A 13,921-nucleotide genomic window follows, 5' to 3' on the forward strand; every position below is an offset into this window, starting at 1 on the left:
TGAATTAGGGTTTTATTGCGAGGTGCCTAGCGGATTCGAACCGCTGTAGATGGTGTTGCAGACCACTGCCTAGCCGCTCGGCCAAAGCACCATTTTTACCATTTTCAGGTGTGCAAATATAGAAAAATAAGATTGTCTGCCAAAATTTTCAGGCAATTTCTTTTGTTCCGATGGCGTCAATCTCGTCTTTTATCTGTCTATCAGCAAGATATTTTTTAATATCGATTACTCTTGTCTCGCTCAAAGTATCATGCCAGCCATTTGTTCCGAGAAAAGAAAAGGCATTGAACGGGATAAGCCTGCACAAACTTCTGTATAAAATCTGTGAGATTGAGGCATCTTCGCCGTCAATACTTATGGCACGGGTTCCGGTTACCAGTTTGCCTACAGTTTTACCATTACTGTAGTATTCCCACATAAAATAGTAGACCGTTGAAATAAAATATCCGCTCGCAAATTCCCAAACGAATCCGCCATTATTATAAAAATAAAAGAAATTGATACTCGTCATTTCGTAAATAAACATAGCTGCCAGCGAGAGAACAAAATTAACCGCAAAAAGTACCAAAAGGTCAATCAGATAATTTGCAAACCTCTGTCCGCCAGTTGCTTTATTATTCTCTATAATTTTAAAATGTTTTCTCTTCATTTATATTTAAAAAGCATTTAACATCAATCTCAAACCTGCCTGAATATCGATGACCGCAGTAAGTCCTGAGTTATTGATCAATATTTTTGAAGGCTCTAACTTAAAAACTCTCCCGTTCATTTTCAAACCTTTGTAATATTCTTTATTGAAGGCTTCTTCAATACTTTTCTGTGAAGAAATCTCAAGTTCAGAAGTCGGAATTCCGTATTCATCTTCAATCATTTTCACAATCTTTCCTTGGAACAGTAAAGACGCTGTTTTTTGAAGAATATTGTTTGTTTTCAGTTTAAATTTCGTTTGGGAAAGAACAATTTTCTTTTTCGTTTTGTCATAGACAGGAATTCCAGAGATGAAGGATTTTCCATTGACATAACCTTCTGTTTGAGCTTCGATGATAATTCTGTCCGCTTCGCCGTAGACTTTAATATCGGTAATTTTCACTTTAGAATTCCGAACATCAAACTCTTTATTTAAAAATGTTTTTTCTGCAATCTCAGTAGCTTCAGAATACGGAATATTTGCAGTGTTCTGAAGCAGAAAACCTTCGTTCATCAAAGGCACAAAGCTGAAATTCATTGCTGTTCTGATCGGTTGTGACGATTCAGGTTTCATTCCCGTAAAAGTTTCGGTAAAAACATCGATCCCGATTGTGGTATCAATCGCATCGCCATAGAATTTTAGTGGTGAAATGTTTACATTGATCGGCGTAACTTTTAGCCATGTATCGTATTCATCAGAGATTTTAAAAGGCTGCGAAAAAGAATTCCAAGCCAAAACCGCATACTGTTGGAAATTGAGTTGTGATGCCATCTGACTGTCAATTGTTTTACAAAATTCCGCCTGTTGTTCTTTCAGACTTTTTTCCACAAGACCTGTAATCGGAATTTTAATTTTCCCGAATTCTAAAACAGGTTTCACTACCCATTTAAAACCATTCGGCTTGGTGCTGGTGGAAACAGTCCAGTTGTTTTTAAACTCCATTGAAGTAACAAAGTACATCACTGTTTCAAAAGTTGTATCCTGATAAGTATAAACGCCGAGCGTTCCGATTCCTTTTTCAGCCCAGATTTTTAACGGAACTTCTATGAAAATTTTATTGTTCACATCTCCTACCAGACGGATCGGTTTCGTTTTCCAGACTTTTACTTTAAACTGATCATTGTTGTTGTCTGTGTAAGAATTGTCTTCAAAGATGAGATCTTTCACAGAAGAATTGACCATTTTACTGACCTCAGCCAAAGGAATTCTCACCGGCATTGTGATGCTGGATTTTATTTTCGGAAAAGAATAGATTGGTTCCGCCTCCTGACTGAATGTCAAGCTGAAAATCGACGCAAAAATTATAATAAAAATCTGTTTCAATTTTTAAAATTTAAATTAAACTTTTTCCGCAGATCCGCCTAATAAAAAACTTTTCTCCAGCTCAATACTCGCACCTTTCAATTCGCCTTTCATGGGCGGACTGGTTTTGGTAATTCTTAATTTAATATAAGAAATCTGATTGAATTGCTCGTTGATTTTAGCGATGATTCTTCCGGCAACATGTTCTAACAATTTAGATTTAATCTTCATTTCATTATGAATGATCTCATTGATATCTGCATAACTGATTGTGTCATTCAAATCGTCGGAAACCGCAGCATCCCACAAATCGGTATGAATTTCTGCATTTAAAATATAATAAGTCCCGATAATGTTTTCTTCGGGAAGGACGCCGTGGTAAGCGTAGATTTTTACGTCTTCTAAAAATATTTTGCTCATGAGTTGTTATTAAAATGGTGGATTGCAATTTTACTTGCCACGAATGCACGAATTTGCTTTAAAACAAGATACAAACTTATTCGTGCATTCTTCTTTGCAATTGAAATTTAAAAAAGCGAGTAAAAAACCCGCTTTAAAATTTATTTGATGCTTTTCGAAAGATCAAGCATCGCCTCGATAGGCTTCAATGCTCTCAGTCGAAGTTCTTCTTCAATAATGATTTCCGGAAGTTCATATTTCATGCACAGATACAGCTTTTCCATTGTATTTCTCTTCATGTAAAAACATTCTGAGCAGTTACAGCTTTCGTCGAAAACCAAAGCAGGAATCAGTTCTTTGTGTGGTGCACGCTTTCTCATTTCGTGAAGAATTCCTTCTTCAGTGGCGATGATGAATTTCTGACAGTCTTCTTTTTCAACATAATTCAAAAGTGCCGAAGTAGATCCGATAAAATGAGCCAGTTTTAAAACAGATTCTTCACTTTCAGGGTGCGCGATCAGTTTTGCATCTGGATTGTCTGCCAATTGTTGTGCGATTCTTTCCATAGAGAAAGCTTCATGTACAATGCAGCTTCCGTCCCAAAGAATCATATCGCGACCCGTTTTTTGAGATAAATATCTTCCTAAATTTTTATCCGGAGCGAAAATAATCGGTCTGTCAGTCGGAAGATTTTCAATAATCGTTTCAGCGTTTGAACTTGTTACAATGATGTCGCTTTCTGCCTTTGTTTCAGCGTTACAGTTGATGTAAGTCGCAATCAAAGCGTTTGGATGTTGCTCACGCATTTTTCTCAAACCTTCTCCTGAACATCCGTCTGCCAAAGAGCAGCCAGCCATAGTATCAGGAAGGACAACTTTCTTCGTTGGATTCAAAATTTTTGCAGCTTCAGCCATGAAATGCACTCCGCAGAATACGATCATATCGGCATCGGTATCTTTCGCCTGTCTTGCCAATTGAAGAGAATCCCCAAGGAAATCAGCGATATCCTGAATTGCTGCCGGTTGATAATAATGCGCCAGAATAACGGCGTTTTTTTCTTCTTTTAATTCTAAAATCGCCTTTACCAGTTCGTCTCCTTCCGGAATAATAAGGTCTTTAATATCTAAAAATCCTCTTACAGGAATGGCAGATTTTGCTCTTTCTAATGTTTCGGTACTCATATCGACCTGTGTTTTTGTCTATCAAAAATTAATTTAGAATTAAAAATACTAAAATGAATTTATTTTGAATCATGTCAAACTTCCATCATCCAGCTTTCCGTTTCTAACTTTCAATAAAACTTTTTATTAAACTTTCTATTTTTTCTTTTGCTTTGCTGAGATCATCGTTGATGACGATTTCATCAAATTCTATTGCGTAGGTAAGCTCTTCTTCGGCTTTCTCCACGCGTGTTTTTATGGTTTCAGCGTCATCCGTTCCTCTTGAATTCAATCTCCGTTCCAACTCGGCAATCGAAGGTGGTTCTATGAAAATGGATAATGCTTTTTCGCCAAAATATTTTTTTAATGAAATTCCGCCTTTCACGTCTACATCAAAAATAACAACTTTTCCCTGATTCCAGATCTTTTCGACCTCAGATTTTAATGTTCCGTAATATTTATCGGTGTAGACTTCTTCAAATTCCACAAAAGCGTCTTCAGCAATTTTCTGTCTGAACTCATCAGGGCTTAAAAAATGGTAATCCACAGCATGAATTTCACTTCCTCTCGGTTGTCTTGTTGTACATGAAATCGAAAACTCAAGCTCAGGAATGGCTTCCAGAGAATGTTTTACTAATGTTGTTTTTCCACTCCCTGACGGTGCTGAAAATATGATTACTCTTTGATTCAAAATTTATAATTTAAAATTTAAAATTCATCTCAAACTGCTAAATCCAAAGTTGGTAACCTTGAATTTAAAACCTTAAACCTTGAATTTAAAGTACGTTTAACGTTTGCTCTTTAATTTTTTCCAAATCATCTTTCATCATCACGACCAGTTTCTGAATTTCGGCGTGATTGGCTTTCGATCCTAAAGTATTGATCTCTCTTCCGATTTCCTGTGAAATAAAACCTAATTTTTTTCCATTGAAATCTTCATTTTCCATCACTTCAGAATAATATTTCAAATGCTGGGAAAGTCTCACTTTTTCTTCCTGAATGTCTAATTTTTCAGTAAAATAAGCCATTTCCTGATAGAATCTTGTTTCGTCAACGTTCTCAAACTCTTTTAAAGTCTTCATATAACGTTCTTTCACAGCATCAATTCTCACTTGCTCGTAAGGAATTACTTCTCCCAAAGACTTATCAATATTTCTGATGTTTCTTTCCAATTCTTCGTGTAGGATTTTACCTTCCGTTTTTCTGAATTCCTGGAATTTATCTACGGCGTTATTTACAATTTTAGCCAAAGATTCCCACTCGCCTTCAGTCAGTTCGTCTGGTCTCGAAGTGATGGCATCCGGAAGTCTTACCGCCATTTTCAGGTACTCAAAATCCGGTCCGTCAGAAGCGATATTTTTAAGCTCATTCATGTAAGAATCAATTAAACTTCTGTTGATTTTCACATCATTGGTTTCTTCAAGATTCTCGATGTTGATGTAGCAATCTACCTTTCCGCGGATGATCCTATCGTTGAGAATTTTTCTTACTTCAAATTCTTTTTCTTTGTAACGTAAAGGAATTTTGATGTTTAAATCAAAGCTCTTGCTGTTCAGTGATTTAATATCTATCGAAATTTTCTTTCCTTCAAAAACACCTTCGGCTCTACCGAAGCCGGTCATTGATAAAATCATAGTTTTTTATTGTCGTACAAAGATAAACATTTAATTTAGCACATTTAAAAATTGATTCGAAATTTGAGGTTTGAAATTTGAGATTCATGCTGCAAATTATTCATCATACTCAGACATCCATTATCAAACATCCATCATTCCATGAAAACCCTGATTTCAGTTGTAGGCACCACCGGAATTGGCAAAACCAAACTTGCTATTGAGCTTGCCAGGCATTTTAATACAGAAATTATTTCCTGTGATTCCCGACAGTTTTTCAGTGAAATGAAAATCGGAACGGCTGCACCTTCGGAAGATGAACTTTCGCAGGCAAAACATCATTTTATCGGTCAGCTTTCTGTAAAAGATTATTATTCTATCGGTCAGTTTGAGCATGATTCTCTGGAATTACTCGATCAGCTTTTTAAAAAATATGACATCGTTATTATGGTTGGCGGAAGCATGATGTACGAAAAAGCAGTGATTGAAGGATTAAATGATTTGCCTGAAGCGAATGATGAAAATCAGGAAAAACTGGAAAACATTTGGAAAACTGAAGGAATTGAAAAACTTCAGGAAATGCTGAAAGATTTAGATCCGGAATATTACGAAAATGTAGATATTCACAATCAGAGAAGGTTGCTGCGGGCGATTGATGTTATTTGGCAAACCGGTAAAACCTATTCTGAAAATATTTCTCATGACAAAAATCCAAGAAATTTCCAGACGATAAGAATCGGTATTGAGGCACCTCGGGAAACGATTTACGAAAGAATCAATCTGCGTGTTGATAAAATGATGGAAAACGGTTTGCTCGATGAGGCAAAAAATCTTGATGATTTAAGAAAATCTCAGGAAGGAAGAAATCTGGCGTCACTGAATACGGTTGGATATTCGGAGCTTTTTAAATATTTTGATGGTGAATGGGATTTGGATTTTGCGGTTTCTGAAATTAAAAAAAATTCAAGAAGATTTGCAAAACGCCAACTGACTTGGTATAGGAAGGAAGAAAATATACATTATATAAAGGTGGGATATTCGGAGAAAGATTTTAACTGTTTGATTGAATATATAAATGAGAAAACTCATAAGTAATTTTTTATCGCAAAGATTTACCTAAAAACTGTATAATTTTTAAGGAGCAAAGAATAGCAACAAAGTCGCCTAAGGCGGTAGCTTCGTCAGAATCAATTTTATTGATTCCAATCTTTGCTCCTTAATAATATTCAGAATAAAAATAAAACTTTGCGTTTAAAAGAATTAGCGCACACTTTGTCTTTCCAAAGGAATCTCAACAACGCAATTACAGAACTCTACAAACAAAACTTAGATTCCACGCTTCACTTCAGAACTTCGTTCGTAGACCTTCAGTCTATGCTCTGAATGACAAAAACGAAAGTTTAGGCTAAAGTTTTAAATAAAAAAATGCGATCCCTTAAGACCGCACTTCAAACAATATAATTAATTTACTACTTCCATCCGCCACCTAAAGCTCTGTACAAATCTACAATGCTGCTCAATCTCTGTCTTTTTACGGACGCTAAATTCAGTTCAGCCTGTAAAGAATTACCCTGAGCTGTAATCACTTCTAAGTAATTTGCCATTCCGCCTTTGTAAAGCATTTCGGCACTTTTGATTCCGTTTTTCAATGTTGTTACCTGCTCGCTGGCTTTCTGTTCCTGAACTTTTAAACTTTCGTTGGAAACCAGTGCGTCAGAAACTTCGCCTACTGCATTCAGAACAGACTGACGGAATGCCAGAACGTTTTTCTCTCTCTGAATTTTAGCAACATTTAAATCTGTTTTTAACTGTCTTTTCTGGAAAATCGGCTGAGTCAATCCACCTAAAACAGAACCGAACAGTGAAGCCGGAATTGAAAACCAGTTGTCAATTTTAAAAGAATTTACACCACCGGCAGCCGTGATTTTCAATGAAGGATACATATTTGCCTGAGCAATTCCTACGATTGAATTGGATTCCAATAAAACCAATTCCTGCTGACGGACATCCGGACGGCGACTCACCATCGCTGCAGGAAGTCCAGCTGAAATGTCCTGTGGTAACGAAGTGTCAGACATTTCAATGGTTCTGTCTACTTTATCTGGATTTTCACCAACCAAAATACTCAGTGCATTTTCCTGAATCGCAATGTTCTGTTCCAGTTGAGTAATCAAAAGTTCTGTCGATTGTTTCTGAGCAGTTGCCTGCTGAACTCCCAAAGAAGTCGTATCACCGCTCTGCCATAATTTTTCTGTGAGAGAAAGTGTGTTGGTGCTTAATTCTAAATTTGATTTTGCAATCTGCAACTGTTTGTCGAGCATCAACAGATTGTAATAACCCTGAGCAATTGCTGCAACAACCTGTGTCTGAATTGCTTTAGTCGCTTCATACGTCTGCAGATACTGCATTTTTGAAACTTCCTGCTGATTTTTAATTTTGCCCCAAATGTCTGCTTCCCAAGATAGATTAAATGCTGCATTATAATCTTCAACGTGACTCTGACCTAAAAATAAATTTAAACTCTGCCCGTTCATACTGTTTTTCGAAGGCTTTGAAATCTGCGCAGAAACTCCGAAACCAATATCAGGATACTGAAGATATTTTGCCTGCTTCAGCCTTTCCTGTGAAGAAGCGACCTGTTTTAAGGCAATCTGTAAATCATAATTATTTTTAATTCCTTTTTCAATCAAATCCTGTAAAATCGGATCATTGAAAAACTGTTTCCACTGAAGGTTGGCAACACTTGCTGTATCGGCGGTTGCGGTGTATTTGAAAGTTTCGGGAAGTTCGGGTTTGGCTTCCTGATAGGCCAGTTTCGGCACACAGGAAACGGCACCTAATGCAATCCCAAAAGCGATGATTATATTTTTTACTCGTTTCATAAATAGGATATTTAAATTGATCACAAAACTTTGAGTGGTAAGCAAAACTGTCTTTAGTAGGAGAAAATATTTTGCTTGTTAAATTTCCCAAAGATCTCACAGATTTCAGAGACGTTTATGTATTAAAAAAACTTATATGTTCTTTTATTTTCAAACATTTTAACTTAAATTAAAGGTGTGTAAATCTTTTGTGACTTTTGTGGTGAAAAAAATCTCAAAGTTTTGTTAATCATTTATTATTAATGTGCTGATGCTAAAAGTTCTTCCTCAAGTTTTTGTCTTTGAAGTCTTTTAGTCTTTCTGCTCGGCATTTTTTCATGTAAATACTGGAAGATGACGTACATCACCGGAATAATGAAAATCCCGAAGACAACTCCTGTAAACATTCCGCCAACGGTACTGATTCCGATGGAGTGATTTCCTTTTGCTGCGGCACCCTGCGTCCAAACCAATGGTAACATACCGATGATGAAAGCAAATGAAGTCATCAGGATTGGTCTCAAACGTAATCTTGAAGCCTGTAGAGCAGATTCAATCAATGATTTTCCTGCTTTTCTTCTTTGAACGGCAAACTCGACGATTAGAATTGCATTTTTCGCTAACAATCCGACGAGCATGATTAAACCAACCTGTACATAAATGTTGTTATCAATTCCAGCCAATCCTGTGAAAGCAAATACTCCGAAAATCCCAGTAGGAATGGTCAAAATGACAGCAAAAGGAAGGATGTAACTTTCGTACTGAGCTGCCAATAGGAAATACACAAACAAAATACTTAGCATAAATACAAAAGCAGTCTGTCCACCGGTTTTGATTTCTTCACGGGTAATTCCTGTCCATTCATAACCGTATCCACGAGGAAGTGATTTTTGGGCAACTTCTTCTACCGCTTTGATCGCGTCTCCGGTACTGTAACCAGGTTTCGGAGTTCCGTTGATAGTCACAGCGTTGAATAAGTTGTTTCTTGAAACCGTTTCCGGTCCGAAAGTCCTTTTTAATGTCACCAAAGTCTTTACAGGAACCATTTCTCCGGTTTTATTTTTAACATAAATTCCTTCCATGGAATCGGCATCGTTACGGTAAGCAATATCTGCCTGAGCCATTACTCTGTAGTATTTCCCGAATCTGTTGAAATCTGAAACGAAACTACTTCCATAATAAATCTGCATCGTCTGCATCAATTCAGTCACTGAAACTCCGAGCTGATTGGCTTTGTCGGTATCCACATCAATCGTGTACTGAGGATTTCCTGCTGCGTACGTCGTGAACGCAAAAGCAATTTCCGGACGTTTCATTAATTCTCCGATAAAAGTCTGAGTGGTGGTTCCCAACTGTTCAAAAGAACCGTTCGTTTTATCCTGAAGCATAAATTCAAATCCTGAAACGTTACCAAAACCCTGTACCGTCGGGAAGTTGAAGAAGAATGCGTTGGCATCTTTTACCTGAGCTACTTTTCCTGTCAAGGCTGCTGCAATCTGATCAGGATCTTTCACTTCGCCACGGTCTTCAAAGTCTTTAAGTTTAATAAAACCTGCAGCATACGGTGATGCGTTTGAATTACTGATGAAATTCATTCCGTCGGCCACCCAAAGGTGATTTTTGGCTTTCTCACCGTTGATAATTTTGTCAATCTGTTCAGTCGCTCTGTGGGTTCTGTCCAATGAACTTCCGGGAGGCGTATTCACGGCATACAGAACAAATCCCTGATCTTCGGTAGGAATAAATCCTGTCGGAGCTTTATTGATTAAGAAAACACTTGCCGCTGTGATCAACGCTAAACCTGTAACGGCAACCCATTTATTTTTAATCAAAAATTTAAGGCTGTAAATGTATTTTTTGGTCATGTTGTTGAAGCTTTTGTTGAAAGCGTTGAAAAACTTCGCTCCAAAACCTTTTTTCTGACCGTGTTCGCCATGTTCTCCTTGAGGATCATTCAATAATAAAGCACATAAGGCCGGACTTAAAGTCAGTGCATTAATTGCTGAAATCAAAATCGCAATCACCAAAGTAAAGGCAAACTGTCTGTAGAAAACTCCCGCCGGACCCTGCATAAAACCAACCGGAATAAACACAGCACACATCACCAAAGTAATGGAAATAATCGCTCCCGAAATTTCACTCATTGAGTTGGTTGTCGCCTGTTCAACCGGCATTCCGGTCTGTTCCATTTTTGAATGGACGGCTTCTACAACAACGATCGCATCATCCACCACAATTCCGATGGCTAAAACTAACGCAAATAAGGTCAACATATTGATGCTGAAACCAAACATCTGAAGGAAGAAAAATGTTCCGACAATCGCTACAGGAACGGCTATCGCAGGAATTAATGTAGATCTGAAATCCTGAAGGAAAATATACACTACAATAAATACCAGGATAAATGCGATCACTAAAGTTTCTACAACCTGATGAATCGACGCATCCAAAAAGTCTTTGGAATTGTACATGATGATCGGCTCAACTCCCTTTGGAAGGGTCGTTTTCATTTGCTCAATCTGCTTTTCAATATCAGTTAAGATTTCGTTTGCATTAGAACCTGCTGTCTGTAAAATGGCAAAACCTGCGACAGGCTTACCGTCCATTCTGTTGGCTGCGGTGTACGTGTAAGAACCGAATTCTACTCTCGCAACATCCTTTAATCTTAAAAATGAACCGTCACTGTTTGATTTGATGGCGATGTTTTCGTAGTCTGCATTTTTGTTTAATTTACCTTTATACTTTAAAATATATTCGTAAGTTTCCTTGCTTCCCTGTCCCAAACGTCCCGGTGCGGCTTCAAGATTGTGATCTTTTACTGCGGCCAAAACTTCCTGTGGAGAAAGATTATTGGCTGCTAATCGATCCGGCTTTAGCCAAAGTCTCATCGAATAATCTCTCGTTCCGAAAACCTGTGCCTGTGCAACTCCCGGAACACGTTGGATCTGCGGAATGACGTTAATTTTCAAATAATTCTGTAAGAAAAGTTCATCGTATTGTTTCGGATCATTACTCGAAAGTCCCATAAACATGATCATACTGTTCTGAACTTTCTGAGTAGAAATTCCTGCCTGCACAACTTCCTGCGGAAGCTGGCTCATCGCTTTTGAAACACGGTTTTGAACGTTTACCGCAGCGTTATCAGGATCTGAACCTTGCTTGAAAAACACGCTCAAAGTCATTGATCCGTCGTTACTTGAGTTGGAGGTCATGTACGTCATGTTCTCAACACCGTTCACTGCTTCTTCGATAGGAACAGCCACGGAACGGGCAACAACTTCAGCGTTTGCACCCGGATAAAATGCCGTTACCTGAACACTCGGAGGTGCAATATCGGGAAACAGCGTAATCGGAAGGTTGAAAACCGACATTGCTCCCAACAGCAACAATATGATGGAGATCACCGTAGAAAGTACCGGTCGATCTATGAATTTTTTTAACATAAGAAGTTTAATTTTAAGTTGCTAATAGCGATTAGCTTTTGGCTAGATAATGCTTCAGAAATAATATTTTAAATATTGCATTCAAAGAAAAAAGCCAGAAGCAAAAAGCTGTTTTACAATGGTTTTGCTTTAAGTAAACTGTCAGAAGAAATCGCTTTAGGCTGAATCGTAACACCATCTTTCAACGCTCCAATTCCTGTGTAGACAATTTTATCACCAGCAGAAAGTCCTTCAGAAATAAAGTAATAGCTCTCTGTTTTTCCTGAAATCGTGATCGGTTTTGAGGTCACCTTACTATCCTTTCCAACAACATAAACGTAAGTTTTATCCTGAATTTCAAAAGTTGATTCCTGAGGAATGACGAGCGTGTTGGCAAATAACTGTGGCATACGAACTCTTCCTGTATTTCCAGTTCTCAAAGCTCCGTTGGCATTTGGAAAAACCGCACGAACGCTGATTGCACCTGTGGTTTTATCAAACTGTCCGTCAACAATGCTCATTTTTCCTTTTTCAGGATATGTGCTGTTATCGGCGATTACCAATTCTACCATCGGCATGTTTTTTAGTTTTTCATTCAAAGTTGCTCCCGGATATTTTTTCTGGAAACCGATAAAATCCAGTTCACTTAAAGAAAAGTACGCATAAATTTCGCTGATGTCTGATAACATCGTCAAGGGATTGGCATCAGTTCTTGAAATTAAACTCCCTTTTTTGAAAGGAATTCTTCCGATGTAACCGCTAACGGGAGCTGTAATGGTTGTAAATCCGACATTAATTCTTGCTCCGCCAACAGAAGCTTTGGCCTGTGAACCAGCAGCAACAGCAGCAGCATAATTGGCTTTTGCAGTTCTTAATTGTACATCAGAAACTACTTTTGCAGCAACTAACGGCTGAAGTCTGTCAACTTCCACTTTTGCTTTTTGAATATTGGCATTGGCAACCTGTAAATTAGCGTTTGCCATATTCATCTGCTCTCCGTAGGCTCTTGAATCTATTTTGAATAAAGCCTGTCCGGCTCTCACGTAAGCGCCTTCTTCCACATAAATTCTATCTAAATATCCGTCGACCTGAGATCTGATTTCCACATTGTTTTTTCCTTCCAAAGCCGTTGGAAATTCCTGATAAATAGTAGCCGGAGAAGTGGTAACGGTAAATACAGGCAATGCCGGAGCGGGTGGAGCCGCGTTGGTGCCTTCAGCCGCCTTTGTGCAACTTTGTAAAAAAATGATACTCGATATAAGTACTATCAATTTTGCTCTTGCAGTTGTTTTCATTGTAAGTTTTATTTTTTAATGATGTGTTAAATTAAATAATGATGTTTTTATTTTAAACCACGTTATATTTTCTAACGGTGTTAATCGATGAGTTAAAAAAAATATTTGATTTTGATATGGTTTAGATCGTCATTTCCATGATTACAGTTTTTGAGTTAATTATTGCTTGAGTGGTTTCGAGTGTTATTATTCTTAACAGTGTTAATGATAAGGGAAAAAAATTGCAAGAAATAATGTGAAGAAATCGTATTTCATTTTTAAAGTTTTAGTTTGTTAATTTAAATTATGTTAATTATTGTGTGTTAATTTTGCTAACAGTGTTAATTTTTGGTTCAAAAAAATTTTACAAAGATTTAATAAACGCCGAAACAGTCTCGTCCAAAGTCGTTTTGTTCATTGTAGAAGGAATATCATCATTTCTCATCATCATAATAGAGATTAATCCGTGAACTGCAGAAAACAAAGCATGAGAAGAGTGACAGGCACCGTCTTCATTTGATCCTTTTTTCTTAATAATTTCATAGGTACAGTCAAAAATCATATCCTGAAAAGATGAAAATTCTTCCTTCATCATTCCTTTTCCGCTGCACTGCATTCCCAGGCCGAACATCAGTTGGTAGTATTCTTTATTCTTAAAGGCGAAATTCCAGTAAGCGTCTACAATTGCGGTCAATTGATCTTCCGGAGTCTCGTGTTTTTTCTGAGCTTTCAATAAATCTATTTGTAAACAATGAAAACCGTTGATAGAAATTTCATACAGAATCGCTTCTTTGTTTTCAAAATGATCATATACCACCGGAGCACTGTACTCAATTGCATCTGCTATCTTACGGATAGAAAGTGATGCCCAACCGTCAGTTTTAGCCAAAGTGAATGCAGCCTGCAAAATATTTGCACGGATAGATTCTTTTTCTCTTTGACGACGTTCATGTAAACCCATGATTTTATTTTACTAACAGTGTTAGCAAAACTACAAACTTTTAAGTATAAGTTCCAAAATAATTTTAGGATTTAACTTTAAAGGATCAAATCAGAATCATTCTCAAATTAACTGATTACTGAAAAGATGGGCGTTTGAGGGGAGAATTTTTCTATTATTGTAAAATCGTATTCATTTTATAGTCTCCCTCAATTGAAGGTAGAGTTTAATAAATATGCAATAAACTTCCCTCATCCATCTT

At 37.3% G+C, this 13,921-nt stretch carries 12 protein-coding genes and 1 tRNA gene; 2 read left to right on the top strand and 11 right to left on the bottom strand.

Annotated elements, in window-relative coordinates:
- Positions 1-20 precede the first annotated feature (20 nt).
- From AC2A1G_RS18015 to AC2A1G_RS18045, 7 genes are all read right to left on the bottom strand, one after another.
- Positions 21-91, bottom strand: a tRNA-Cys gene (locus tag AC2A1G_RS18015).
- 57 nt (positions 92-148) lie between these two features.
- Positions 149-649, bottom strand: a complete 501-nt coding sequence (locus AC2A1G_RS18020; RefSeq protein ID WP_484048282.1) for an RDD family protein — start codon at positions 647-649, stop codon at positions 149-151.
- 6 nt (positions 650-655) lie between these two features.
- Positions 656-2,011: a DUF4403 family protein gene (locus AC2A1G_RS18025; RefSeq protein ID WP_484048283.1), complete on the bottom strand. Its 1,356-nt coding sequence runs from the start codon at positions 2,009-2,011 to the stop codon at positions 656-658.
- A gap of 15 nt (positions 2,012-2,026) precedes the next feature.
- Positions 2,027-2,410, bottom strand: a complete 384-nt coding sequence (gene folB, locus AC2A1G_RS18030; RefSeq protein ID WP_484048284.1) for a dihydroneopterin aldolase — start codon at positions 2,408-2,410, stop codon at positions 2,027-2,029.
- 140 nt (positions 2,411-2,550) lie between these two features.
- Positions 2,551-3,570: a quinolinate synthase NadA gene (gene nadA / locus AC2A1G_RS18035; RefSeq protein ID WP_484048285.1), complete on the bottom strand. Its 1,020-nt coding sequence runs from the start codon at positions 3,568-3,570 to the stop codon at positions 2,551-2,553.
- A 103-nt stretch (positions 3,571-3,673) separates the two neighbouring features.
- Entirely contained in the window at positions 3,674-4,240 is a 567-nt protein-coding gene (gene gmk, locus AC2A1G_RS18040; RefSeq protein ID WP_484048286.1) for a guanylate kinase, read from the bottom strand.
- Between the two features lie 85 nt (positions 4,241-4,325).
- Positions 4,326-5,183: a YicC family protein gene (locus tag AC2A1G_RS18045; protein ID WP_484048287.1), complete on the bottom strand. Its 858-nt coding sequence runs from the start codon at positions 5,181-5,183 to the stop codon at positions 4,326-4,328.
- 141 nt (positions 5,184-5,324) lie between these two features.
- Here AC2A1G_RS18045 and miaA point away from each other — a divergent pair, with 141 nt between their 5' ends.
- A complete protein-coding gene (gene miaA / locus AC2A1G_RS18050) occupies positions 5,325-6,257 on the top strand; it encodes a tRNA (adenosine(37)-N6)-dimethylallyltransferase MiaA (protein ID WP_484048288.1) in 933 nt (310 codons plus the stop codon).
- 150 nt (positions 6,258-6,407) lie between these two features.
- On the top strand, positions 6,408-6,545 hold the full coding sequence (locus tag AC2A1G_RS18055; protein ID WP_484048289.1) for a hypothetical protein: 138 nt from the start codon (positions 6,408-6,410) through the stop codon (positions 6,543-6,545).
- Positions 6,546-6,631: 86 nt separating this feature from the next.
- On the opposite strand, the gene AC2A1G_RS18060 is transcribed toward AC2A1G_RS18055, so the two are convergent.
- The 4 genes from AC2A1G_RS18060 to AC2A1G_RS18075 form a co-directional block, all read right to left on the bottom strand.
- Positions 6,632-8,044 carry an efflux transporter outer membrane subunit gene (locus tag AC2A1G_RS18060; RefSeq protein ID WP_484048290.1) on the bottom strand — a complete coding sequence of 471 codons (1,413 nt, stop codon included), beginning with the start codon at positions 8,042-8,044 and terminating at the stop codon, positions 6,632-6,634.
- A 239-nt stretch (positions 8,045-8,283) separates the two neighbouring features.
- Positions 8,284-11,466: an efflux RND transporter permease subunit gene (locus AC2A1G_RS18065; protein WP_484048291.1), complete on the bottom strand. Its 3,183-nt coding sequence runs from the start codon at positions 11,464-11,466 to the stop codon at positions 8,284-8,286.
- A gap of 113 nt (positions 11,467-11,579) precedes the next feature.
- Entirely contained in the window at positions 11,580-12,740 is a 1,161-nt protein-coding gene (locus tag AC2A1G_RS18070) for an efflux RND transporter periplasmic adaptor subunit (protein WP_484048292.1), read from the bottom strand.
- Positions 12,741-13,083: 343 nt separating this feature from the next.
- Positions 13,084-13,680, bottom strand: a complete 597-nt coding sequence (locus AC2A1G_RS18075; protein ID WP_484048293.1) for a TetR/AcrR family transcriptional regulator — start codon at positions 13,678-13,680, stop codon at positions 13,084-13,086.
- Between the last annotated feature and the right edge of the window lie 241 nt (positions 13,681-13,921).

Source organism: Chryseobacterium sp. HNCC26DJ240 (assembly GCF_057180485.1).

What these genes read in the sequence shown, in the direction of transcription:
- AC2A1G_RS18070 (WP_484048292.1), bottom strand. Translation starts at nt 12,740, where the DNA reads ATGAAAACAACTGCAAGAGCAAAATTGATAGTACTTATATCGAGTATC.
- folB (WP_484048284.1), bottom strand. Translation starts at nt 2,410, where the DNA reads ATGAGCAAAATATTTTTAGAAGACGTAAAAATCTACGCTTACCACGGC.
- AC2A1G_RS18045 (WP_484048287.1), bottom strand. Translation starts at nt 5,183, where the DNA reads ATGATTTTATCAATGACCGGCTTCGGTAGAGCCGAAGGTGTTTTTGAA.
- AC2A1G_RS18075 (WP_484048293.1), bottom strand. Translation starts at nt 13,680, where the DNA reads ATGGGTTTACATGAACGTCGTCAAAGAGAAAAAGAATCTATCCGTGCA.
- AC2A1G_RS18020 (WP_484048282.1), bottom strand. Translation starts at nt 649, where the DNA reads ATGAAGAGAAAACATTTTAAAATTATAGAGAATAATAAAGCAACTGGC.
- AC2A1G_RS18060 (WP_484048290.1), bottom strand. Translation starts at nt 8,044, where the DNA reads ATGAAACGAGTAAAAAATATAATCATCGCTTTTGGGATTGCATTAGGT.
- miaA (WP_484048288.1), top strand. Translation starts at nt 5,325, where the DNA reads ATGAAAACCCTGATTTCAGTTGTAGGCACCACCGGAATTGGCAAAACC.
- AC2A1G_RS18065 (WP_484048291.1), bottom strand. Translation starts at nt 11,466, where the DNA reads ATGTTAAAAAAATTCATAGATCGACCGGTACTTTCTACGGTGATCTCC.
- nadA (WP_484048285.1), bottom strand. Translation starts at nt 3,570, where the DNA reads ATGAGTACCGAAACATTAGAAAGAGCAAAATCTGCCATTCCTGTAAGA.